Raw genomic sequence first — 23,445 nt, 5'->3', positions numbered from 1 at the left:
GCTTCGATCCCACGCCCGAGGAGGTGTGGCGCCTCGGCCTCGACCCAGCCTGGTCCTCCGACCCCCGCGCGTCGAAGGAGAGCCCGCAGGCACGTGTTCTCGTCATCGTGGCGCTTTCATGGGCATTGCTGGTGTGCGCCCTGCTGCTGGCCGGGCTGGTGTACGCGGTGGTCACGGCCCCGCCACCGTGGTGGATCCTGCTGTTGGCCTGGGCGCCCGCCCTGGGTGTGGCGATCCTCGGCCAGCGACTGCTCAGGGCACTGCACCGCTGCGCGCGGTCGGGGGACGAGCCGGCCCGGATCACCCGCGAGGGATGGGATGACCTCACCCACCAGCAGGGCCTCATCCGCTGAGAGCACGTGCAGCGGCTCGAAGTGCGCGGTCACGAGGTGCTGCTCGTGGCCACGGCCGATGCGCCCGGGTTCCGCGACCCGGACCTGGGCAACCGGATGAACGACCGGCTCTCGGAATGGGGAGTTGCCACCTCGGCAGGCACGCCGAGGTTCGGAGGGAGCCCTGGTGCTGTCGGCCCCCGGCATCTCACCTATGCCCCGCATACTGGGGCTGCGCTCCTGCTCGACCGCGCCGCACGCATCGGCGGTGCCACCGTGCGTCGGATCCCGGACACCCCGTGAGCACGCTCCCGCACCGCACCGGATGAGGTGGCCGCGATCAGCCGCGACCGAAGGACTCCGGATCCACCGGCTGCTGATCGCGCGGCAGCCTCTGGACCACCAGCAGGTAGGACTCGGTGACCAGGTCCCGCAGCAGGCTCTCGTCCACGGGACCACCCGGTCTCACCGTGACCCAGTGACGCTTGTTCATGTGGTAGCCGGGCGTGATGTCCTCGTGGGCGCCGCGCAGGAGTTCGGCATCGGCCGGATCCACCTTGAGCGTCGCGACCGGCACCCCGGACAGCTCCGTCATCAACAGGAACACCTTCCCGCAGACCTTGAACACCTCGTGGTCCGGCCCGAAGGGGAATCCGCCGGACGACGCAGGCAGCTCCTGGGCCCGATCACGTGCGCACGCGTGCAGCTGCGGCACATCCACCTGTCTCAGACCTTCCAGTCGCCGAGGCCGCCCTCGAGGGCGCCGAGGGCGGCCTCCAGTAGCAGGTCGCGATCCTGCGTGGGGCAGCCCTGCTGCACCCAGAGAGCGCAGGACTGATCGACGAACCCGAGGAATCCCGTGATCGCGTACCGGTGGCGGGGGAACGAACCCACTCCTAGCAGGGCACCCAGCCGCTCGACGTGCTGGGCGCGCGCCTCGATCCGCACCTGCTGTGCCTCGGGGGGCTCCTGACCGCCCTGCAGAGGAACGCCCCAGAAGATGGGCCGCTCCGCGATCCGGTCGAGGTAGACCCCCAGTGCGGCGCGGACCCGGTCGCGCACCGGGACGCCGGGGGAGAGGTGGGACAGTGCCTGCTCCTGGGCGACCGCCAGATCCTCCAGGGCGCCGGAGATCACCTCCGCGTACAGGCCCGCCTTGGAGCCGAAGTAGTGGAACACCAGTGAGGGGGAGGCGTCGCAGGCCCGGGCGATCCGCGCGGTGGGCACCTCGACGTACGGGGTCTCGGCATAGACCTGCTGGGCCGCGCGCAGGATTGCAGCGCGACGCTGCTGCACGTCCAGACGCCTGCGGGGGGAGGGAGAGGATGCGGGCATGGATCACACCCTAGCGCTGTTGAGTGTCGATCAACAGTGCCCTACCGTGGACCACTGTTGACCTACGATCAATAGAGTTCCGGGAGGAACGCATGCACGAGCTCGAGAGCAGGATCTGGTGGCACCTCTACCCGCTGGGCGCCGCCGGTGCCCCGCCGCGTCGTGAGGTGCAGGGCGATGTGCCCTGGGAGGGGCATCGCCTCCGCCGGCTGGAGCCCTGGTTGGACTATGCGGCCGATCTCGGCTTCACCGGCGTGCTGCTGGGCCCGATCTTCGAGTCCACCTCCCACGGCTACGACACCCTGGACCACTTCCGGATCGACCCTCGACTCGGGGATCAGGACGACTGGGAGGCCTTCGTGGACCGCGCCCACGGGCGCGGCCTGGCGATCATGCTCGACGGCGTGTTCAACCATCTCGGCGCGGAGCACCCCCTCGCGCAGGATCCTGCCTGGCCCGGCCTGCAGCGCACCGAGGACGGCCACCCCGTGGCCTGGGAGGGCCACGGCGGCCTGGCGAAGCTGGACCACAGCAGGCCCGAAGTGCACGACCTGGTGCGGGACGTGATGCTGCACTGGCTGGAGCGCGGTGCCGACGGCTGGCGCCTCGACGTCGCCTATGCCGTGCCCGGCCGGTTCTGGGCACAGGTGCTGCCCGCGGTGCGCCAGCAGCACCCGGGCGCCATGTTTCTGGGGGAGGTGATCCACGGTGACTACGCCGCGATCGCACGCGAGGGAACCCTGGACACCATCACCCAGTACGAGCTGTGGAAGGCCGTCTGGAGCTCGCTGAAGGACCGGAACCTGTGGGAGCTCCAGCACGCACTGGGGCGCCACGTCGAGTTCTCGCAGGCCGCACCCATGCAGACCTTCGTCGGCAACCACGACGTGCCGCGCATCGCCAGCACCGTCGGCGACGGCGGGGCCGCCCTCGCCGCGGCCATCCTGCTCACCCTGCCCGGCATCCCCAGCGTCTACTACGGCGACGAGCAGGCCTTCCGCGGCGAGAAGGCCGAGGGCTACGCCGCCGACGACCCCCTGCGCCCGGCGCTGCCCGCTGGACCCGAGGAGCTGGCACCGAACGGCTGGTGGTTGCACGACCTGTACCGCGAGTTGATCGCCCTGCGCCGGCGCTGCTCCTGGATCACCCGGGCAGTGGTCGAGGTGGAGCACACCGAGAACGAGCTGCTGCGCTACGCCGTGACCGCCGAGCACGACCGGCTGGAGGTGGAGGTCGCCCTTTCCCCGCAGCCTCGTGCCGTGGTCACGCTGAACGGCGAGACCGTGCTGGAGTGGGCAGGCTGATCTGGCTGTGATCGATCGGCAAGCAGTCACCCGCCGAAGATCTGGCCCATTTGGCCGAACATGCTCAGCGACATCGTGATGAAGAACGCCAGGAACCCCAGGAACACGAAGCTGAACACGATCTTCAGCAGGGGGCCGGCCGGGGAGATGGACCGGCCGTTCCTGGGGGCGATGAACTGATCCGGGCGGTCGCGGTGGTGCAGCACCGTCACCTGCTCCCCGGTCCGATCCAGCATGCCCACATCGCTGTGGACGGGCACGCCGCGCACGCGCTGCCCGTTGGCAGTGGTGAACTCGATCGTCTCGACCAACCGTGAACGGGCATTGGAGTCGCGGCCGCCGCTGCTGGTGATCTTGAGGTTCGAGGAGACCACGCGGCCGTCGACGGTCAGCCCGTTGCGGGCCAGGGCGCTGTTGCGCAGCAGCTCCCTCACCGAGCCGATCAGGAGCCACAGGCCAGCAAGGCCCAGCAGCGCCGGGACGATCACGAACAGGATCGGCATGGCACTCATGCCTGGTGTGCTCATCGGGCCTCCTTCGGTGCGGCTGTCGCCATCGGCGCTGGAACGCTCCGCGCCGACCTGATCGACGACGACCCCCGTCGCCGACGCGGCCACCTTACCTGCGGGATGGCCCGTCAGGTCCGTTCATCCGGCAATGCCGAGGTGCGGGGCCTGCTGGATCCCGAACTCTCGGCTCAGTACGCGTCGGGCGGCATGCCAGCCGCTCATGCTGTGCACCCCGGGGCCGGGCGGGGTGGCTGCCGAGCACAGGTACCAGCCGGTCCCACCCAGCTGGTACGGGTCCCATCGCGCGGTGGGGCGGGCCACCATGTCCCACATCGTCACCCGGCCCATCGCGATGTCCCCGCCCACGAGGGACGGGTTGTGCTTCGACATGTCGGCCGCACTGACGCCGCGGGAGGCCACGATCAGGTCCTGGAACCCGGGGGCGAAGCGCTCGATCTGCGCGGTCACCGCCTCCGTGGGGTCCGTCGGGTCCCCGGCCGGCACATGTGCGTAGGCCCACAGGGGCCGCAGCTCGTCGTGTATGCGGGAAGGGTCGGCCACCGACGGGTCGCTCACCAGGGTGAGGGGGCGTGCGGGCATGCGGCCTGCGGTGACGTCCGCCTCGGCGCGGGCCATCTGCTCCCGGGTCCCGCCCAGGTGCTGGGTGCCTGCACGGCCCACGTCTGCATCGCGCCACGGCACCGGGTCGGAGAGCACGAAGTCCACCTTCGCCGCCGCGTTGCCGTGCCGGAACCGCCGCAGCCGGCGTTCCAGCCCGGCGGGAAGGCGGTTCGCGAGGATGTCCGCTGCCGCACCGGCCGTGGTGTCCAGCAGAACGGCCCGCGCCGGGGGAACATCCCGCCAGGTGCGCACCCGGTGACCGGTGATCACTTGCCCGCCATGGGCTTCGAGGTCTGTCACCATTGCGTCCACGAGCGCCTGCGAACCGCCCACGGGGATCGGCCAGCCGCCCGCGTGGGCGAGCGATCCCAGCAGTACCCCGGTCGCGGCCGGCGCCAGTGACGGCAATGGGCCGATCGCGTGGGCGGCCACCCCCGTCAGCAGCGCCCGGGCTCGTTCGGTGCGCAGGGGCAGGTCCCAGGCGGGGGAGCCCTGGGTGCCGACCATCGCGCCGAACAGGGCGGCCACCGGCAGGCCATCGAGGGAGCGCAGCAGCGCGGGCGGCACGGAGCGCTTGTCACCGAGGGCGAGGTCCACCACCAGTTCGCTGTGCTCGGCAAGGGTGCCGAGGGTGCGCCGCCACATGGGGCCGTCCACCCCGAGGCCGTCCGCCGTGCGGTCCAGGTCGTGCCACGCGATCGCGGCCGGTTCGTCGTCCAGGGGCTGGGCGTAGGAGGCCTCGGGCACCGCCAGTTCCACGCCGCGCCCGGGCAGGTCGAAGGCCCGGAAGAAGGGGCTGGCCAGTGCCATCGGGTGCACGGCGGAGCACAGGTCATGGGTGATGCCCGGGGCGAGACCGAGGTCCAGGGTGCGGGAGCCGCCACCGACGGAATCCTGCGCTTCCAGCACCTGCACCCGCAGGCCGGCGCGCGCCAGGGTCACCGCTGCCGCGAGACCGTTGGGCCCGGAGCCGACGACGACGGCGTCGACGGTGCCCGCGCCGGCGGGGGAGGGCGGGATGGCGCTCATGGACCCAGCGTAGAGCCCTCACGCGGGACAGATCGTGTGAGCAATCCCCGAGCTTGATTTAGGAAACGATCGTGTCGCGTAATCTGTCAGGCATGCCTTTCGACACCCCGCAATCCGAGCCCGCGCCCACCAGGGACGCCGGCACCACCGAGGGGCGCGGTCCCCGCAAGCCACGGGCGCAGGCCGTGCTCGAGGTCATCTCCAAGACCCGCATCTCCCCTCGCCTGCTCCGGGTACGACTGGGCGGGGAGCAGTTCTCCGTGCTGCGCCGCAACGACCACACCGACGCATACGTGAAGCTGCTGATCGCCGTCCCCGGATCCGGACTGCGGCCCCCGTACGACCTCGACGCCATCCGCGAGCAGGATCCCGCGCAGCTCCCCTCCCGTCGCACCTACACGGTGCGCCGCTGGGACCACGAGGCAGGCACCATCGACCTGGACTTCGTGCTGCACGGCCACGGCGACGGTGCCGACGACGACGGCATCGCCGCGCGCTGGGCCGATGAAGTCCAGCCCGGCGACCAGATCGCCCTGTCAGGCGCCGGCGGCGGGTACAGCCCCGACCCGGCATCGAGTCGCCACCTGCTGATCGGTGACCACGCGGCCCTGCCCGCGATCGCCGCAGCCCTGGAGTCCATGGACCCCGCCGCCCAGGGCACCGCCCTGATCCACCTGGACCACGCGGAGGACGCCCTGCAGCTCGAGCATCCTGCCGGGCTGGAAGTGCGCTGGGTGATCGGCGAGCGCGAGCAGTTGCTGGAGGAAGTCGCTGCCCTGGACCTCGTCGACCCGACCGGGCTGCAGGTGTTCTGCCACGCAGAGCGGGGCCTGACCAAGCAGCTGCGCCGACTGCTGGTAGCGGAGCGTCAGATCCCCCGCGAGGCGATCTTGATCTCCGCCTACTGGGCGCTGGGGCGGGTGGAGGACCAGTTCCAGGCCGAGAAGCGCGAGGACATCGGGAAGATCGACGACTGATGCGCGCCGTCGTCCTGCGCGAGTACGGCCGCCCCGTGATGACCGGTGGCTGACCCCGCATCGTCGTCGGCCCGCCGCGTCCTGCCACTGCTGGGCCTCGCCTTGGCCCTGGCCCACCTGTCCATCGGCGGTTGGATTCTCTTGACCCGATGGGAGGTGCTGCGCTCGGCGCACCCCGCACTGCTGGTGCTGGTTCTGGTGGTGATCGCCCTGGGGCTGCTGCACGGCGCGCTCGCTCTGCGCGGCGCCGGCGTTGCCCGGCGTCGAGCTGCGACCGACGCCGACGATTCCCACGCAGCCTCACGGAAGCGTCGTGGCGTGCTCGCCGTTACAGGGCGCGTTGCGATGGTGCTGCTCTCGATCGTCCTGCTGGCGGCAACGACATGGCTGCGACCGTTCCCGGCCGACGCCGAGGCGCTGAGCACTCTCGATCGGGCTAAGGTAGAGCTGACCAGCACCGCCACCACGATCACCCTGCACCCCGCCGCCGGTTCCACGGCGGCCCCATCGGGCGCCTCCGAGACCGAGAAGGTGGCCCGGACCGGCCTCCTCTTCCAGCCCGGTGCGCGAGTGGACCCCCGCGCCTACGTCCCGATGCTGAGCCGCGTAGCTGAGGCCGGGTACACCGTGGTGATCGTGAAGCAGCCACTGCAGATAGGGTTCCTGGCCACCGGGGCCCACCGCGCGATCATCGATCAGCACCCAGAGATCGACCAGTGGGTGCTCGCCGGCCACAGCCTGGGCGGGGTGGTCGCGTCGCTCGCCGCCGAGGACCCGGACATCGACGCACTGGTGCTGTGGGCCGCCTATCCCGCCGGCCCGATCGAGGTCACCGGTGGCATGCCGGTCACCTCGATCAGCGGCACGGCTGACGGGCTCACCACCGCGCAGGACGTGGAGGCCTCCCGCGACGACCTTCCCGCCGACACCACGTACGTGGTGATCGACGGAGCCGTTCACGCCTTCTTCGGGGACTACGGGGAACAGTCCGGGGACGGTACGCCGGGGATCAGCCGCACGGATGCACAGGATCAGATCGTCGGGGCCACCCTCGACATCCTCGCCGGCTCGCACCCTCAGTAACAGTGAGTAACGGGACTGATGCTGCGGTGCGATGCGGCTCCGTCAGAACCGGGCCGGACCGCAGTGGCTCGCCTCAGCCGTGGGCCCTCACCAGGCCACCGCTGGAGGGCCGGGTCGGCATCTGCGTCCAGGAGAAGTCCAGACCATCCGGCAGGATCTCCACCTCCGGCTCGCACAGCGCTGCGATCGTGGAGGCGAGGGAGCCCACCGCGATCTTCTCGCCCGGGCAGCGGTGGCCCGTCGCCACATCCATGCCGCCCTGGGGGATGAATGAGGTGATCTGCTCGAAGTCCACGTCCAGGAACCGCTCGGGGTCGAACTCGTCGGCCCGCTCCCAGGAGTTGGGGTCCACGTTGGTGTTCAGGATGTCGATGAGGATGCGGTCGCCCTCGCTGACGTGCTCGCCCTCGAACTCGAAGTCCGTGCGGGCGAAGGCCGGCAGCATCGGCACGAAGGGGTAGCAGCGTCGCACCTCCTGCGCGAAGGCCGTGGCCAGCGGACCGCCCACCAGGGTGCCGCGCTCGGCGGTCTCGGCCTGGATCCGTTCGCGCCACTGGGGGTGCTCGAACAGCGCCTTGGTGGCGAAGGCGGCGAAACGGGCCACCGCGATGTGCGGTCGGATGGTGTTCTGCATCTCGATGCCGGCGGTCTTCGCATCCAGCAGCTGCCCGTCCAGCTCCCGGTGGTTGGCCCACTCGTACAGCGAGGTGCCCGGCGCGGCGTTGCGCTTGCCGGAGCGCTGCTCGCGGATCACCTGGGCGCACCAGCGGTCGGTCAGACGGCGGTCCCGCCAGGAGCGCAGGTGGTCCAGGTCCACGTGGGCGAAGCCCTCCACGATCCTTCCCAGGCGGCGTGCCTGCACGTCCAGCTCGGCGTCCCGGCCCTCGATGCCGGCCCAGCGCATGGCGGCGCGGCCGTAGGCGATCACGGCGGAGTCGTACACGCTGTCGGGGTGCTTCCGCCAGCGCTGGGCGGCCTCGCGCAGCTCCGCCTCCACCATCGGGGCGATCCGCTCCACCTGCGCGTCGTCGTAGCAGACCTTCACGAAGGTGGCCTTGCGATGCCGGTGGGCCTCGTCGTCCATGCCGTGCACGGAGCCCTTGCCGAACAGAGAACCGCGGATCGCCAGTGGCATCGCGCCCTCGCGCTTGATCCGGGTGTCGTCGTAGAAGAGGCGCACGCCCTCATCGCCCCGCACCAGGAGGCTGGGCTTGCCCAGCAGGCGCACCCACAGTGGTTTATCGCTGCCGGCGTTGCTGTGCTGCTCTCGCTGCTTCCCGGCGAAGAGGTAGCCCTGCTTCAGCAGGTCCACACTGTCGGTGAGGCCGTGGAAGGGGCAGGTGCGATCATCTGTCTTCTGCGGTGCTGTCATCGGGCCAACCTATGCGCACTACCGTGGCATTGCTTGGGAACGATGGAGCCGACCGGTTGGCCCGGCCCATCGGGCAGGTCGAGCAGGAGGCGAACTCCTGCGGTGTTCACGGACAGGGGAAATGGCGGCGATGACGAACGAGGACCTGCTGGCGGGGGAGGACGGACTGCACCGTCCGCTGTGGGCCTCGCGGCACGAGGACCTGCGGGAGTACTACGACACCGAGTGGGGCATGCCGGTGCGCGATGAGCGCGGGGTGTTCGAACGGCTCGCCCTGGAGGGCTTCCAGTCGGGGCTGAGCTGGGCCACGATCCTGCGCCGGCGCGAAGGCTTCCGGGACGCTTTCGCCGGTTTCGATCCCGATGCGGTCGCGGTCTTCGATGAGGCCGACGTGGAGCGGCTCCTGGAGGACACCGGCATCATCCGCCATCGCGGCAAGATCGAGGCCACCATCAGCAACGCCCGCGCCACCCTCGCGCTGCGCGGTGCCGACGGTCTCGGCGCACGGGGGGAGCTGGGCCCCGGCGCCACACTGGCGGACCTGGTGTGGTCCTACCGCCCCGAGCGCACCCCGATGCCCCGCACCGCAGCAGAGGTCCCCACCGTCTCTGCCGAATCGACGGCTCTGGCCAAGGAGCTGAAGAAGCGCGGCTTCCGCTTCGTGGGGCCGACGACGATGTTCGCGCTGATGGAGGCGATCGGCATCGTGGACACCCACCTGGTGGGGTCGCACCGCCGCGGCTGCTCCGGGCTGTGGGCCGAGGACGGCACGCCTCTCGACTGACGAGTCAGGTCGTACGACGGGCGACTGCACTGGCCCCGCGCCGCCGCCGGTTCCGCACCCACGCCACACACCGTCACATTCCTGCGCCCCATCGTGCCTCCTGCCCGAAGCTGAGGGCGTCAGCGATTCAAGGAGGCGCAGCATGTCCACCGCAGCGATCCACGGGGGATGGCGAGCACGGGACCCCCACGGGGCCGTGGTGCCGCCCATCTATGCCACCAGTGCGTACGCCCACCCCAGCCACGAGTCGCTGAAGGCGCTGTTCGCGCGTCGCTGCGAGGGCTTCGCGTACTCCCGTTCCGGCAATCCCACCACCGCGGTGCTCGAGGAGCGCATCGCCCTGCTCGAGGGCGGCATCGGGGTGATCGCCGTGGCCAGCGGGCAGGCGGCCACCACCATCGCCCTGTGCGCACTGCTGGAACCGGGTAGCCATGTGGTCGCCTCGAACCGCCTGTACGGCGGGACCACCGAGTTCCTGGACGACACCCTGGCCGACCTCGCCGTCACCTCCACTACCGTGGATCCCTGGGACCTGGACGGCTGGGAGGCCGCGATCCGGCCCGAGACCCGAGCGGTGCTGCTCGAATCCATCGCCAACCCCGGGGCGGAACTGGTGGACCTGCCCGCGATCGCCGAGATCGCCCACCGGTACGACGTGCCCGTGGTGGTGGACTCCACTTTGGCAAGCCCTGCCCTGTACCGCCCCGGGGACCACGGGGCCGACGTCATCGTCCACTCCGCCACCAAGTACCTGGGCGGTCACGGCACCACCATCGCGGGACTCATCGTGGACACCGGCCGCTTCGACCCCCACCGTCGGCCCGAACGCTGGCAGCGCCTGACCACCCCGAACCGGCGGTTCGGCGTCACCTTCGCCGATGACTACGAGCGCGGCTGCTCGGGGTTGCTCTCCTACGCCCGCGCCAAGTACGTCACCGACTTCGGCGCCACCCTCCCCGCGGCAAGTGCCCAGCAGATCCTGGTGGGCATCGAGACGCTGGATCTGCGCATGGACCGCATCAGCGCGACTGCGAAGGAGCTCGCCTCCCGCCTGCACGAGCGGCCCGGGGTCGCGCGAGTGAACCATCCCGCGATCCCCGGCCGACGTGATGCCGCGATCGCCGCCCGGGACTTCCCCCGCGGCACTTCCGGCGTGTTCTCGGTGGATCTGGCCGGGGGAGAGGACGCCGCTGCGGCATTCTGCGACGCACTGGAGCTGTTCACCATCGCCGTCAACATCGGCGATGCCCGCTCCCTGGTGTGCCATCCCGCCACGACCACTCATTCCCACCTCACGCCTGAGCAGCGCGCCGCCTGCGGGGTGACCGACGGGACCGTGCGCATCAGCATCGGCCTGGAGGACCTGACGGACCTGCAGGCGGACCTGGATCGCGCGCTTGCCGCTGTCGCTGCTCTTGAGCCTCCCCGCGTCGTGCCCACTGCGGATCGCGCCCTGGCTGATGTGCAGGGGAAGAGGCAAGCGCCCGCCGGAACCGAGCACTCGGAGCGCAGCCTCCACATCGTGTGACCTCGGTGTCAGCCCGACCTCGGGTGGGAACACTCCTTCCTGCGCCGGTGTTCAGCCGGTCATGAGGACGGATATGCGCGAAGCGGACGTGGTGGTGATCGGCGCAGGCCAGGCAGGACTCTCGGCCGCCTACCACCTGTGGCGACGCGGCTTCCGCTCCACCGAATCCTCAGAATCCTCCGACCGCGCCGACTCCACCTACATCTCTGAATCATCCGACCGCACCGTGATCCTGCTGGACGCCGAACAGGGCCCGGGTGGAGCCTGGCGGCACCGCTGGGACAGCCTCACCATGGCCACCGTCAACGGTATCCGCGAACTGCCCGGCATGCCCGAGGTGGTATCCGACCCCAGCGAGCCCTCCAACCAGGCCGTCCCCGCCTACTTCGCGGACTTCGAAGCCCGCTACCAGGTGCCGATCGAACGGTCCGTGCGCGTGGTCCGGGTCGAGAACGATCCCGACGCTCCTGACGACCCCGAGGGTCCGCTCCCGCGCCGCCGCCTGTTGATCCACTCCGTCGGCCCCGACGGCACCTCGCTGCCGCTCATACGCACCCGCGCGATCCTCAACGCCACCGGCACCTGGACCCGCCCCTTCCTCCCCGCCTATCCCGGGGCCGCCGACTTCACCGGCCGGCAGCTGCACACAGCCGATTACACCCGCGCAGGCGACTTCACCGGCAAGCGCGTCGCGGTGATCGGCGGCGGCATCAGCGCCCTGGGGCATCTGATGGAGCTGGCCGACGCCGGCGCCACCACCCACTGGTACACCCGCCGCGAACCGGTGTTCACCGAGGAGGCGTTCACGGCAGAACGGGGGAGCCGCGCCGTGGCCGGGGTGGCCGAGCGCGTTGCCCAAGGGCTTCCCGTCCAGAGCGTCGTCTCCGCCACCGGACTGTTCTGGACCCCCACCCTGCGCGAGGCCGACCGACGCGGGATCCTGGAGCGCCACCCCATGTTCGGTCGCATCGTGCCCGGCGGAGTGATCGAGGCCGACGGCACCACCACTGAACTGGACGTCCTGCTGTGGGCCACCGGGTTCCGGCACGAGCTCACGCACCTGCGCCCGCTGCGCCTGCACAACCACCGCGGCGGCATCACCATGGACGGAACCGCCGTCGCCGAGGACCCCCGCATCCACCTGCTGGGCTACGGCCCCAGCGCCTCCACTATCGGAGCGAACCGCGCCGGACGTGCGGCCGTGGCCGAACTGGTACGGCTGCTGGAGGCCGACGACGAGCTGGAGGCCGCAGATGAGGATCGGAGCATCTCCGCCCGTACAGTGGCGTGATGACGTCGACCCGTCGAAGGAGACCCCGATGACCGACCACGACACCGAGCCCGCCCTGCAGCCTCTGCCCGAGACGGGAGTGCGGCTCGTTCTGTGCGTCGTCGCCCATCCCGACGACATGGAGTACGGCACCTCCGCGGCCGTGGCCGCCTGGACCGGTGCCGGCGTGGAGGTCACCTACCTGCTGCTCACCCGCGGCGAGGCCGGCATGGCCGAGGCCCCGGAGAAGGTCGCGCCGCTGCGCGAGAAGGAGCAGCGGCGCGCCTGCGAGATCGTGGGAGTCTCCGAGCTGCGCATGCTCGATCACCCTGACGGGATGCTCGAGTACGGGCTCCCGCTGCGCCGCGACATCGCCCGCGTGGTGCGCCAGGTGCGCCCGGACCTCGTGCTCACCGCGAACTTCGACTTCGAGGCCTACGGCGGCCTGAACCAGGCTGATCACCGCGTGGCGGGCCTGGCGGTCATCGACGCCGTGCGCGACGCCGCCAACCCCTGGGTGTTCCGCGACCTGGGCGAGAGCGAGGGACTGGAGCCCTGGCAGGCCCGGGCGATCCTGGTGGCCGGTCACCCGGATGCCACCCACGTCAAGCAGGTGGACGAGGCGCAGGTCCAGGCAGCGGTCGATTCGCTCAGCGCTCACGACGCCTACCTCGAGCACATCGGCGACCACCCCGAGCCCGCCCAGTTCATCCCCGAGATCCTGCGAGGCAGGGGAGAGGGCCTCGGCGTCGAGTACGCGGTGCCGTTCAGAGTGTTCGACCTGGGTGGGCTGGAGGCGGAGCAAGGCTGACCGTCCCGCCGGTCAGCCGTCCCGCCGCACGGTTGCGGCATACCCATCGAGCACGGCGAGGATCTCGCCCTGCTGCCACACCCTGTTGCGGGAGAACCCCGTGGTCTCCCGCAGCACGCCGGCATCGGTGAGCTGATCGAGCGCCCTCTGGGCCGTCATGGCGCTGACCCCGAGCCGATCTCGCACGAAGGCGCTGTCCACGATCGGCTGAGCGATCAGCAGGGGGAGCACCTTCCACCCTGTGGCCTGCCGTCTCATGCCGGACATGAGGTTACGGGAGTGTGCCAGGACTGCGGCGAGATCATCCACGAGGCGGCTGCCGGTGGTGGCGGCGTAGCGGGCGGCGTGCGCGAACTGCTCGATGATCGGGCGGGCATCGCCGGTGCGGAACGCGGTGAGCGCGGAGACGTACCCGTCGAGGTCGGTGAGCAGGCCGGCTGAGACCGGGGCGGTGGTGCTGCGCAGCAGACCCTTTCCCCGCAGCATGGCGTGGACCAGTGCGCGGCCGGTACGGCCGTTGCCATCGGTGAAGGGATGGATGGTCTCGAACTGGGCATGGGCCAGCGCCGCATGGAGCAGCACAGGCAGGCCATCCCGTGCGATGAAGTGGATCAGGTCCGCCATCGCCGGGGGAACGTCCTCGGCCTCGGGCGCTACGTGGACAGCGCCTCGTGGGCTGGAGCCGCTGCGCCCCACCCACACCAGGCGGGTGCGCAGTGAACCTGCATCCCCGGTGGGCCCGGAGCGACCGGAGCCGACTGCGGCATCGGTCATCAGTTCGCGATGCATGCTCAGCAGCGCGTCCAGGTCCAGGTCGGAGGCCAGGCGCAGGGCCGCTTCCATGGTGCGCACGTTCGCCACCACGGCCCGCGCGTTCGCACTGCGTGACTGGTGGAGCTCTGCCAGGGCCAGCTGCTTCGCGCCCACCGTCAGGTCCTCGATCTGCGAGGAGGAGGCCGATTCGGTACGCAGCAGCACAGCACTCATGGGCCCCAAGGCAGGGTTGTCGGTGCCGAGGGCAGAGGTCGAATGCGCATCGAAAGCGGCCAATGCCGCCTCGGCATCGCCCACGTCGGCCGCAAGATCTCCTGGAAGCGCCAGTTCCAGCCCGGCCAGACGTGCAGGAAGCGATGCCTCGTACGGACCGGACCCTCGGGCACGCGCCGAACGGGAGGACAGACCGTCATCCGGCACATACCAGGTCCCGGGCCGTACCCCCGCAGAAGGGACGGTGACCGGCCCTGGAACTGTGATCATGGATCAACTGTACTAACACTTTTGGAGAAACTGTTAGCAAGGGAGGCTCCTCGCTGCGCGCGGGCCCGAAGCTCAGCCCTCGTGAGCCTCAGCTTTCGCCGCCCTCAACCCTCGCCGGCCTGAGACCGCGTGAGCCTCAGCTCTCGTCCTCGCCCGTCGTCCTGCTCGTCGCCGTCTGCTCCTCAAGACGCTCCAGCTCCACCTCAGCGGTGGTCGGATCAAGCTTGATGAAGATCGGCGTGGGCTTGGAGACCGTGGCGCCCACCGTGACGGGGCGGTGCTCCCAGACGGGCACGCCCGCGTAATCCCCGGTGATGATCGGGTAGCCGGGCCCGCCGTCCAGGTCCTCGACCTCCTCGATCCGCGGCATCGGGGCGATCACCCGGTCGCCGCCCAGCGCCTTCTCCACCTCGTTGGCGGAGTGCGGCAGGAACGGCGCCATCATCGTGTTCAGATCGGTGACGGCCTGGGCCAGCACGTGCAGGATGGTCAGCAGACGATCGCGCTGCTCGGGGGCCTTCAGCTTGAACGGCTGGGTCTCGGAGACGTACCGGTTGGCCTCGCCCACCAGGCGCATCACCTCGGCGATGGCGGCGCGCTGACGGTGGGTCTCGATCAGCTTCCCGACGGTGCCGAAGCCGTCCCTGATGGCGCCCAGCAGCCTCTCGTCGATCGGCTCCAGCTCACCGGCGGCCGGGATCTCCCCGACGTTCTTGGCGATCATCGCCGCGGTGCGGTTGACCAGGTTGCCCCAGCCGGCCACCAGCTCGTTGTTGGTGCGGGAGACGAAGTCCACCCAGGTGAAGTCCGCGTCCTGGTTCTCCGGGCCCGCGGCCGAGATGAAGTAGCGCAGCGCATCGGGCTGATAGCGGTCCAGCATGTCGCGCACGTAGATCACCACGCGCTTGGAGGAGGAGAACTTCTTGCCCTCCATGGTGAGGAACTCGCTGGAGACCACCTCCGTGGGCAGGTTCAGCTCGCCGAACTTCCCGGGCTCGCCGCCCTTGTCGCCCTTGCCGTTCTGGGCCAGCATCTCCGCCGGCCAGATCTGCGAGTGGAAGACGATGTTGTCCTTGCCCATGAAGTAGTAGGCCAGGGCCTCGGGATCGTTCCACCACTGGCGCCACGCCTCGGGATCGCCGCTGCGGCGCGCCCACTCGATGGAGGCCGAGAGATAGCCGATCACGGCGTCGAACCACACGTACAGGCGCTTGTTGGGCTGGTCCTCCCAGCCCGGCACCGGGATGCCCCAGTCGATGTCGCGGGTCATCGCGCGGGGGCGGATGTCCTGGAGGATGTTCTGGCTGAAGCGGATCACGTTGGGCCGCCACAGCCCGGTGCTCTCGCGCTCGTCCAGCCATCTGCCCAGCTCGGCCGCCAGTGACGGCAGGTCCAGGAACCAGTGCGTGGTCTCCACGAACTGCGGGGTCTCCCCGTTGATGCGGGAGACGGGATCGATCAGATCCGTGGGGTCCAGCTGGTTGCCGCACGCGTCGCACTGGTCGCCGCGCGCACCCGGGGTCTTGCAGATGGGACAGGTGCCCTCGATGTAGCGGTCGGGCAGGGTGCGGCCGGTCGACGGGGAGATCGCCCCGGAGGCGGCCTGCTCGATCATGTACCCGTTGTCCCGCACGGCCAGGAACATCTCCTGCACCACCCGGTAGTGGTTGCGGGTGGTGGTGCGGGTGAACAGGTCGTAGCTCAGCCCCAGCGCCACCAGGTCCTCGACGATGATCCGGTTGTTGCGGTCGGCCAGCTCACGGGCGGTGACACCCTGCTGGTCGGCCTCCACCAGGATCGGGGTGCCGTGCTCGTCGGTGCCGGAGACCATCAGCACGTCGTGCCCGGCCATCCGCATGTACCGGGAGAAGACGTCCGAGGGGACGCCGAATCCGGCGACGTGACCGATGTGACGGGGACCGTTGGCGTACGGCCAGGCGACCGCGGACAGGACTGTGCTCATGGGAGTGGATTCTACGGGGGCGGATGCAGGCATGCGTCCGGCGGGCCTTGGCATCGGCCGGGGGCTGCTGGGGCGCAGCCGCTGCGCCGCCGTGCTGAATCGGACATGCCGCCCCGCGAGAGATCGGCCGTGATCGGCAGGATCACCGACCTGGGCCTCATGCGCGCCAAGGGCTCCCGCAGCTCGAACTGAGTCGCGGCTCGGGTGATGAGGTGCCGTTCCGTCGGGGCCGGCCTCCTCACCGGAGGTGAGCATGTGCTTTCTGTCGGGGGTTCCATCAGTCGCCGGTCGTGCCGCTCGGGTGCAACACGGCCTGCCACCCGAACGCGCGGGCACCTGCTACATGGCGGGGGGAATCGTCCAGGAACAGCACCTCGTCGGTTCGCAGATGCAAAGGCTCTCCGCGCTCCCGATCTGCTCGCCCGTGCTCTCCTCGCTCCTGCCCCACGTGATGCTCGATCTTCTTGTGGGCCCGCCCGAAGGCCTCCAGGTCAGGTTTGGCGTGACCGAGATCGGCGCTGTTGATCAGATGCTCACCATGCGCTCCCACCACGGCCTCCAGACCCAGTTGCGCCAGTTCGGCAGGGACCCGATCGGTGCCATTGGTGAACACGAACACCGGCGTTCCAGCTGCACGGGTGTCTTCCAGCAACGCGAGGACGTCCTCGTCGACCGTCGCCGGGGTATCGGCCCACCGATCGACGCTGTGGCGGGCCGCGCCGGGAGCAGCACCCGCGGCGACCAGATGCTCCACCGCCAGCTCCCGCCACCGGGCATGGGTGCCGCGGCCCCGGGTGACCTGATCAAGGTAGGGATGGCCGAGGATCGCGCGGAAGCTACTGCCGGTATCCACCCCGAGCTCAGCGTCGAGCTCATCCCACAGCCCCTGGTCGAACACGCGCAGCACACCGTCCAGATCGCTGACCAGCACCCGCGCGGTGCCGGAGTCGAGCAGGTGACGAACGGCGCGTAAGGAGGCAAGCATCCTTCGAGGGTAGAGGTATCCCGGGTCAGTGAACGCCTCAGCGCAGGAGCGTCGGGGCACCGGGGTGTCGGGGCGTCGCGGCACCGGGGCACCGGGGCACTGACACCGGTCGGGGCTGGCCCCCGATACCCTGTCGGCATGAGCACCGACGGACTCTCCACAGCACAGCAGAAGATGGCCGACGCAGGCGTTCCGCAGACCGCCATCGACGTCTTCACCCACTACTACGGCCAGCTCGAGGAGGGCGTGACCGGCTCGATCCCCGAGGACACCATCGAGCCGTACCTGGACCCGCCCAAGCTGGACGACGTGCGGATCGACCCCGCGCACGCCAAGCAGGTGTTCGACAAGCTCGCGATCATCAACCTCAACGGTGGCCTGGGCACCTCGATGGGCCTGGACAAGGCCAAGTCCCTGCTGCCGGTGCGGGACGGCAAGAGCTTCCTGGACATCATCGTCGAGCAGGTGCTGGCGGCCCGCCGCGGCACGGGCTCGCGCCTGCCGCTGATCTTCATGAACTCCTTCCGCACCCGCGAGGACACCCTCGAGGTGCTCGCGAAGTATCCGGACCTTCCCGTCGGGGACCTGCCGCTGGACTTCCTGCAGAACAAGGAGCCCAAGCTGCGGACAGACGATCTCACCCCCGTCCAGTGGGAGGCGGATCCGTCGCTGGAGTGGTGCCCGCCCGGTCACGGCGACATCTACACCGCCCTGCAGACCTCCGGCGTGCTGCAGCAGCTGCTGGACGCCGGCTTCAGGTACGCCTCGGTCTCCAACTCCGACAACCTCGGAACCGTGCCCAACCCCGTGATCGCCTCGTGGTTCGCCTCCACCGGTGCCCCCTACGCGGCTGAGCTGTGCCGTCGCACTGCTGCCGACCGCAAGGGCGGCCATCTCGCGGTGCGCAAGTCCGATGGGCGGCTCATCCTGCGCGACACCGCGCAGACCCCGCAGGAGGAGATGGACTACTTCACCGACGAGCACCGCCACCCGTACTTCCACACCAACAACCTGTGGTTCGACCTCGAGCAGCTGGATGCGGTGCTCAAGGAGCGCGACGGCGTGATGGGACTGCCGCTGATCCGCAACGAGAAGACGGTGGACCCCTCCGACAAGACCAGCCCGAAGGTGTACCAGATCGAATCCGCCATGGGTGCGGCGATCGAGGTGTTCGAGGGTGCGACCGCGATCGTGGTGGGACGCGACCGGTTCCTGCCGGTCAAGGCCACCAGCGACCTGCTACTGATCCGTTCGGACCTGTATGCGCTCGATCAGCGCCAGGCCCTGGTGCAGCAGGTGCCGTCGGTGCCCGCCGTCACGCTCGCCTCCGAGCCCTACAAGCTGATCGGCGACTTCGAGGCCCGCTTCCCGCACGGCATCCCGTCGCTGAAGGAGGCCACCAGCCTGGACGTGCAGGGCGATTGGACCTTCGGTCAGGACGTCACGGTGATCGGTGATGCGGTGCTCGGCACCGAGGGTGGTCAGGTGCCCGACGGTGCGCGCGTGGGCACTGCCTGAGAACGTCGTTCAGCTCAGGTACGTCCACAGCGGTCGCGGCATCGCCGCCAGCGCCAGGGTGCGCGCGAAGCCGGCCTGGTCCAGCAGGTGTGTCCCCACGCCGGTCTCGCGCGAGCCGGTGACCATGTCCGTGGTGGGGTCCCGCCGGTCCTGCCACAGGCGCTGCGCGTAGGCCTCGGTGATCTTCCGGCCCTGGACGCGGGCTCCGAGGATCGACTCGGCCAGCAGCAGGTTGGTCAGCAGGATCGCGTTGAACTGGATCGGCTGCTCGTCCATCGGGCCGCCGGCCTCGAAGGGCCGGTAATTCGCCGCGATCGCCTCAGCCAGCTCCAGCGCACGGTCCCGATGGGCCTTCTCGCCGGTGATCTCGTAGGCCAGGGCCTCCGTCCCCAGGGGCACGCCCTGGTTGTACGTCCAGAATGTGCGGTCGATGGTGCCGTCGGGCTTGATGTTGTCCCAGTACAGCCCCTCGGGCGCGAGCAGGGTCTCGCGGGCCCAGTCCATCCAGCGCAGGGCGTCCTCCAGGGCGGAGGGATCGCCGGTCAGTTGATACAGGCGCAGGGCCACCTTCGCCGACGGCACGGTCGAGACCGTGTTGCGGTCGTCGTTCCAGTCGCCCTGCGTCCACCAGATCCCGCCCAGGGAGGGAAGGGCGGCATCGGTCGCCTCACCTGAACGGAACAGCTCCAGCAGCTGCTGGGCGCGCTCGAGGTTCCCGAAGGCACCGTCGGTGAGCAGGTGCTGCTCGATCTCCAGCAGGGCGACCCAGTCGTTGTCGTCGTAGAAGAAGTCGCCGTGGGCGCCCTGTTCGAAATCGGTGGCGGCGGTGTACCCGGGCAGGCCCGTCGTACCTCCGGCGGGGTACCAGTACCTCTCCTGTGCCCGCAGCAGGGACTCATCGGCAGCGAGCAGATCCTCGTCGGGGCGCTTGTCCCCGGAAGTACCGCTGCCGTGGGCAGCGATCAGCTCGGTGACGGCGGCCCGGGCCTGGGACAGCGGCCAGACGTAGGTGAACTCCGGGTCGCCCTCCTGCCGAGGAGTGCGCTCGATCAGCATGTCCGGATCCGTCTCGGCACGGAAGTGCTCCAGCAGGGCCGAGGTGGCGCGGCGCGCCCGATCCAGGGCCTCCTTCGGCGGGAGCGGCGTGACCTCGGAATCCGTGCGGGGGTTCGCTCCATCGGGCATGGCTGGGTTCCTCTCGGCGGGCCCTGCTCAGAGCCTGCCGCGCTCCCAGCCCCGGCCACCGGTGAGGTCCTGCCGGTGGGGAAGCAGGTTTCCGTAGCGGTGATCGGTGGCGCTGATCGCCTGCTCGTGCAGGAACGTCAGCAGCTCCACGCGACCGCTGGAGACCACCGCGCCGTCGAACAGCGCCACCTCCACGCGGTCCGCGATCGCCCGGCGCAGCGAGGCATCGACAGTGCCGATCACCCGCACCCGGCGCTGCGCCAGCTCCTTGATCCGCGCGGCGAAAGCGGCATCGTCCTCCACCCGCACCAGGCCGCCGTCCAGACCTGCCCGCTGCGCCGCCGCTTCCAGCTCGGCGGCCCCGCCGCCGGAGGCCACGGAGACCTCCACCGCGGCACCCACGGTGGCCGCCGCGTGCAGCACGCGCACCAGCTCGACGGGTCGCGCATCGGAGGCGGCCCGCACCATCACCGGCAGCGGCAGGTACCGCAGCACGTTGATCTCCCCGTGCAGATCCTGGGCGTCGCGCGGCGCGTAGGTGCTGGCGAAGTGCTCCCGATCGGAGTGGCGGGCCTCGTCCAGCCAGGCCGCCTCGAGCTGCGCCGGATCGGCACCACCGGCGGCGTCGCCCGGCTCGCGGTCCGCCGCGTCCATCAAGTGCACCAGGTAGTTGGGGCCGCCGGCCTTGGCCGTCTTCCCGATGGCCGAGCGCTTCCAGCCGCCGAAGGACTGCCGCTCCACGATCGCGCCGGTGATGCCACGGTTGACGTACAGGTTGCCGGCCTCGACATGCTCGGTCCACCAGGAGATCTCGGCCGGGTCCAGGGAGTGCAGGCCGGCGGTGAGCCCGTAGGCCGTGCCGTTCTGCATCCGCACCGCGTCCTCGAGGGTGGGAGCGTGCATGATCCCGAGCACCGGCCCGAAGTACTCAGTGAGGTGGAAGGGGGAGCCCTCCTTGACGCCCTCGCGCACACCGGGGGTGAACACGCGGCCCTCCTCGTCAAGCTGACGCGGCCGCGACAGCCAGGTCTCTCCCTCGCCCAGCTCGGTGAGTCCGGAGGCGAGCTTCTCGCCCGGGGGCTCGATCACCGGGCCCATCTGCACGGTGGGATCGATCGGGTGCCCCACGTGCAGGCTCAGCACGGCATCGGCCAGCTGCGCCATGAAACGGCGGGACCGGGACACCGACCCCACGGTGATCACCAGACTGGCGGCCGAGCACTTCTGGCCCGCGTGGCCGAAGGCGCTCGCGGCCACGTCCTTCGCTGCGAGGTCCAGATCCGCGTGCGGGGTGACCACGATGGCGTTCTTGCCGCTGGTCTCGGCCATGATGCGCAGCTCTGGGCGCCAGGAGGCGAACAGCTCGGCGGTCTCGTAGCCGCCGGTGAGGATCAGCTGGTCCACGCGCTCATCGGTGATCAGCGCCCTTCCGGTCTCGTCCTCGGGGACGTCGACGACGGTCAGCACGCCCTCGGGCACCCCCGCCTCGTGCAGCAGACGGCCCAGGTAGGCGCCGCAGCGTCGCGCCTGGGGCGCCGGCTTCATCACCACGGCACTGCCGGTGGCCAGCGGCGCGAGCATGCTGCCGGTGGGTATGGCGATGGGGAAGTTCCACGGCGGGGTGACCAGGGTCAGTCGCCGCGGGGTGAACGCGGTCTCCGCATCCGTGGCCAGGGCCTCCGCCTGATCGGCGTAGTAGAGCGCGAAATCGATGGCCTCGCTGATCTCCGGATCCCCCTGGTCCAGGGTCTTGCCGGTCTCCGAGGCCGCGACCTCCAACAGCTCCGCGCGGTGGGCGGCCAGCACCCTGGCTGCTCGTCGCAGCACCGCGGCACGCTTCTGGGCGGGCAGGGCCGCCCAACCCCGCTGTGCGTCGATCGCCTTCGAGAGCACCGCGTCCACGCCCTCGACCGAGTCCACCCGGATCCGCTGCGCCTCCTCGACGCCGATCCGGGACCCGCGCAGACGGTGCGTGATCATCTCCGCCCACCGCTGGTTACCCGGGGTGGACATGTCGGTGTCCGGGGTGTTGCGGAAGCGACCCGGCACCGCGGGGATCGCGGGAGAGCCCAGTTCCGGCAATCCCTCGCTCGCCTCGGCGGCGCGATCCTGGTCGCGGTGGGTGCGAGGGGAGGTCTCCTCCAGGGCGCGGGTGAGGGCGCGGGAGAAGCGCTCCATCTCGCGGTCGAACAGGGTCGGCTGGGAGTCCAGTTCGAACACGGCCGACATGAAGTTCTCGCTGGAGGCGTTCTCCTCCAGACGACGCACGAGGTAGGAGACCGCCACGTCGAACTGCTGCGGGGCCACCACCGGCACGTACAGCCGCATCGACCCCACAGACTCGCGGACCACCGCCTGCTGACCGGGCGCCATGCCCGCCAGCATCTCGAACTCGATGCCGCTGCTGGGCAGGGGGCGGATGCCGCGCTCGCGCATCAGCAGGTGCGCGAAGGCGATGTCGAACAGGTTGTGCCCGGCCACGCCGATGTTCACGGCCTCGAGCTTCGCCGGGTCCAGGGCCTCCATCAGCATGCGCTTGTACTGCGCGTCCGTGGACTCCTTGCTGAGCAGCGGCGCCTGCGGCCAGCCGTGCACGGACGCGTCGACCCGCTCCATCGCCAGGTTCGCTCCCTTGACCAGGCGCACCTTGATCGGAGCACCGCCTGAGACGACGCGCCTCTCGGCGAACTCGCGCAGGCGCGCCATCGCGGTGGGACAGTCGGGCAGGTACGCCTGCAGGACGATGCCGGCGCGGTAGCCGGCCAGCTCCGGCCGGTCCAGCAGCTTCTCGAACACCCGCAGGGTCAGCTCCAGGTCCCGGTACTCCTCCATGTCCATGTTCAGGAAGGTGGGGTGCTCTCCCCGGGCGGCGTCCAGGTACAGCGGCAGCAGGGTCTCCACAATATGGTCGACGGTCTGGTCGGCCGCCCACAACGGGAGATGGTCCACGATCGAGGACACCTTGATGGAGACGTAGTCGACATCAGGCCGTGCGGCCAGCTCCCGCACCACCTGCAGGCGGCGGGCGGCCTCCTGCGCACCCAGCACCGCCTCGCCGAGGGGGTTGATGTTGAGCTTGGTGCCGTCGGCCGTCATCCTCGCGATCGAGCGGGTGAGCGGGCCGGGGCGGGCGTCGAGGATCAGGTGGGAGACCATCGTCCGCATCACGGCCTGCGCGGTGGGGACCACCACCTGGGGTGCCAGTTTCGAGGCGGAGCCGCCCAGTGCCACCACGCGACGCAGCGCCGGAGGCAGGAACGCGGGCGGATCCTGGGCCAGCCGGCGCAGCTCCACCGCGGCGGCCTTCGGATCCTCGGTGCGGATCACCCGGTCCACGAAGGCGAGGGTGAACTCCAGGCCCTTCGGATCCTTCAGCAGATCCGCGAGGAGCTTCGCCGGGGGCGGGACCGGGCGGGTGCGCGCAGCCTGGACCCAGGTGCGGACCTGATCGGCGACGTCCTCGATGGTGATGCGGGTGGTCTGGCCGGGGGACTGCATGGATGACACCGTCGTCTGCTCCTCGAAAGCTCCGCGGGGCGGGCCGGGCGTACTGTGACCGGTCCTCTCCCGGGAACGATCGTA

The 23,445-nt window shown here is 70.2% G+C and carries 20 protein-coding genes; 10 read left to right on the top strand and 10 right to left on the bottom strand.

Annotated features, from left to right (window positions below; translation table 11 throughout):
- Positions 1–107 precede the first annotated feature (107 nt).
- Both M4D54_RS00360 and M4D54_RS00355 read left to right on the top strand, forming a co-directional pair.
- The gene (locus M4D54_RS00360) at positions 108–353 is read left to right on the top strand and encodes a hypothetical protein (protein WP_259889385.1); all 246 of its coding nucleotides are present in this window, start codon (positions 108–110) and stop codon (positions 351–353) included.
- Positions 354–359: 6 nt separating this feature from the next.
- Positions 360–635, top strand: a complete 276-nt coding sequence (locus M4D54_RS00355; RefSeq protein ID WP_259889384.1) for a hypothetical protein — start codon at positions 360–362, stop codon at positions 633–635.
- Between the two features lie 37 nt (positions 636–672).
- On the opposite strand, the gene M4D54_RS00350 is transcribed toward M4D54_RS00355, so the two are convergent.
- Both M4D54_RS00350 and M4D54_RS00345 read right to left on the bottom strand, forming a co-directional pair.
- The gene (locus M4D54_RS00350) at positions 673–1,053 is read right to left on the bottom strand and encodes an MmcQ/YjbR family DNA-binding protein (RefSeq protein WP_259889382.1); all 381 of its coding nucleotides are present in this window, start codon (positions 1,051–1,053) and stop codon (positions 673–675) included.
- A gap of 5 nt (positions 1,054–1,058) precedes the next feature.
- A complete protein-coding gene (locus tag M4D54_RS00345) occupies positions 1,059–1,667 on the bottom strand; it encodes a TetR/AcrR family transcriptional regulator (RefSeq protein WP_259889381.1) in 609 nt (202 codons plus the stop codon).
- 92 nt (positions 1,668–1,759) lie between these two features.
- Here M4D54_RS00345 and M4D54_RS00340 point away from each other — a divergent pair, with 92 nt between their 5' ends.
- Complete coding sequence (locus M4D54_RS00340; protein WP_259889379.1) at positions 1,760–2,971, top strand: alpha-amylase family glycosyl hydrolase; 1,212 nt, start codon at positions 1,760–1,762, stop codon at positions 2,969–2,971.
- Positions 2,972–2,997: 26 nt separating this feature from the next.
- Here M4D54_RS00340 and M4D54_RS00335 read toward each other — a convergent pair whose 3' ends face one another.
- Both M4D54_RS00335 and M4D54_RS00330 read right to left on the bottom strand, forming a co-directional pair.
- Positions 2,998–3,498 carry a DUF3592 domain-containing protein gene (locus M4D54_RS00335; RefSeq protein ID WP_237738624.1) on the bottom strand — a complete coding sequence of 167 codons (501 nt, stop codon included), beginning with the start codon at positions 3,496–3,498 and terminating at the stop codon, positions 2,998–3,000.
- Between the two features lie 120 nt (positions 3,499–3,618).
- Entirely contained in the window at positions 3,619–5,130 is a 1,512-nt protein-coding gene (locus M4D54_RS00330; protein WP_259889377.1) for an NAD(P)/FAD-dependent oxidoreductase, read from the bottom strand.
- 92 nt (positions 5,131–5,222) lie between these two features.
- Here M4D54_RS00330 and M4D54_RS00325 point away from each other — a divergent pair, with 92 nt between their 5' ends.
- Together M4D54_RS00325 and M4D54_RS00320 are read left to right on the top strand one after the other, a co-directional pair.
- Positions 5,223–6,107, top strand: a complete 885-nt coding sequence (locus tag M4D54_RS00325) for a siderophore-interacting protein (protein ID WP_259889375.1) — start codon at positions 5,223–5,225, stop codon at positions 6,105–6,107.
- A 45-nt stretch (positions 6,108–6,152) separates the two neighbouring features.
- Positions 6,153–7,190, top strand: coding sequence for an alpha/beta hydrolase (locus tag M4D54_RS00320; RefSeq protein WP_193865951.1), 1,038 nt, complete (start codon positions 6,153–6,155; stop codon positions 7,188–7,190).
- 73 nt (positions 7,191–7,263) lie between these two features.
- On the opposite strand, the gene M4D54_RS00315 is transcribed toward M4D54_RS00320, so the two are convergent.
- A complete protein-coding gene (locus tag M4D54_RS00315) occupies positions 7,264–8,562 on the bottom strand; it encodes a cytochrome P450 (RefSeq protein ID WP_193865950.1) in 1,299 nt (432 codons plus the stop codon).
- A gap of 130 nt (positions 8,563–8,692) precedes the next feature.
- On the opposite strand from M4D54_RS00315, the gene M4D54_RS00310 reads away from it, so the two are divergent.
- The 4 genes from M4D54_RS00310 to M4D54_RS00295 all read left to right on the top strand — a co-directional run bounded on the left by M4D54_RS00310 (position 8,693) and on the right by M4D54_RS00295 (position 12,955).
- Positions 8,693–9,346 (top strand): DNA-3-methyladenine glycosylase I, encoded by a 654-nt coding sequence (locus M4D54_RS00310; protein WP_228019351.1) that lies wholly within the window; start codon positions 8,693–8,695, stop codon positions 9,344–9,346.
- 142 nt (positions 9,347–9,488) lie between these two features.
- Complete coding sequence (locus M4D54_RS00305; RefSeq protein WP_193865948.1) at positions 9,489–10,874, top strand: O-acetylhomoserine aminocarboxypropyltransferase/cysteine synthase family protein; 1,386 nt, start codon at positions 9,489–9,491, stop codon at positions 10,872–10,874.
- A 73-nt stretch (positions 10,875–10,947) separates the two neighbouring features.
- Complete coding sequence (locus tag M4D54_RS00300) at positions 10,948–12,165, top strand: FAD-dependent oxidoreductase (RefSeq protein WP_396121457.1); 1,218 nt, start codon at positions 10,948–10,950, stop codon at positions 12,163–12,165.
- A gap of 28 nt (positions 12,166–12,193) precedes the next feature.
- Positions 12,194–12,955, top strand: a complete 762-nt coding sequence (locus M4D54_RS00295; RefSeq protein ID WP_193865946.1) for a PIG-L deacetylase family protein — start codon at positions 12,194–12,196, stop codon at positions 12,953–12,955.
- Positions 12,956–12,967: 12 nt separating this feature from the next.
- Here M4D54_RS00295 and M4D54_RS00290 read toward each other — a convergent pair whose 3' ends face one another.
- The 3 genes from M4D54_RS00290 to M4D54_RS00280 all read right to left on the bottom strand — a co-directional run bounded on the left by M4D54_RS00290 (position 12,968) and on the right by M4D54_RS00280 (position 17,106).
- Positions 12,968–14,212: a Fic family protein gene (locus M4D54_RS00290; RefSeq protein WP_193865945.1), complete on the bottom strand. Its 1,245-nt coding sequence runs from the start codon at positions 14,210–14,212 to the stop codon at positions 12,968–12,970.
- A gap of 136 nt (positions 14,213–14,348) precedes the next feature.
- Positions 14,349–16,175 carry a methionine--tRNA ligase gene (gene metG / locus M4D54_RS00285; protein ID WP_193865944.1) on the bottom strand — a complete coding sequence of 609 codons (1,827 nt, stop codon included), beginning with the start codon at positions 16,173–16,175 and terminating at the stop codon, positions 14,349–14,351.
- A gap of 277 nt (positions 16,176–16,452) precedes the next feature.
- Positions 16,453–17,106, bottom strand: a complete 654-nt coding sequence (locus M4D54_RS00280; protein WP_259889366.1) for an HAD family hydrolase — start codon at positions 17,104–17,106, stop codon at positions 16,453–16,455.
- Positions 17,107–17,298: 192 nt separating this feature from the next.
- Here M4D54_RS00280 and M4D54_RS00275 point away from each other — a divergent pair, with 192 nt between their 5' ends.
- Entirely contained in the window at positions 17,299–18,678 is a 1,380-nt protein-coding gene (locus M4D54_RS00275) for a UTP--glucose-1-phosphate uridylyltransferase (RefSeq protein ID WP_193865943.1), read from the top strand.
- A 9-nt stretch (positions 18,679–18,687) separates the two neighbouring features.
- Here M4D54_RS00275 and M4D54_RS00270 read toward each other — a convergent pair whose 3' ends face one another.
- A complete protein-coding gene (locus M4D54_RS00270; protein ID WP_193865942.1) occupies positions 18,688–19,863 on the bottom strand; it encodes a glycoside hydrolase family 76 protein in 1,176 nt (391 codons plus the stop codon).
- Positions 19,864–19,890: 27 nt separating this feature from the next.
- Complete coding sequence (locus tag M4D54_RS00265) at positions 19,891–23,361, bottom strand: bifunctional proline dehydrogenase/L-glutamate gamma-semialdehyde dehydrogenase (RefSeq protein WP_311199653.1); 3,471 nt, start codon at positions 23,359–23,361, stop codon at positions 19,891–19,893.
- Positions 23,362–23,445: the final 84 nt, after the last annotated feature.

Source organism: Brachybacterium sp. p3-SID1565, from assembly GCF_025143785.1.
GTDB classification, from domain to species: Bacteria; Actinomycetota; Actinomycetes; order Actinomycetales; family Dermabacteraceae; genus Brachybacterium; species Brachybacterium epidermidis.
The sequence above is the reverse complement of the archived record's forward strand: the minus strand, read 5'-3'. Positions and strand labels throughout refer to the sequence as shown.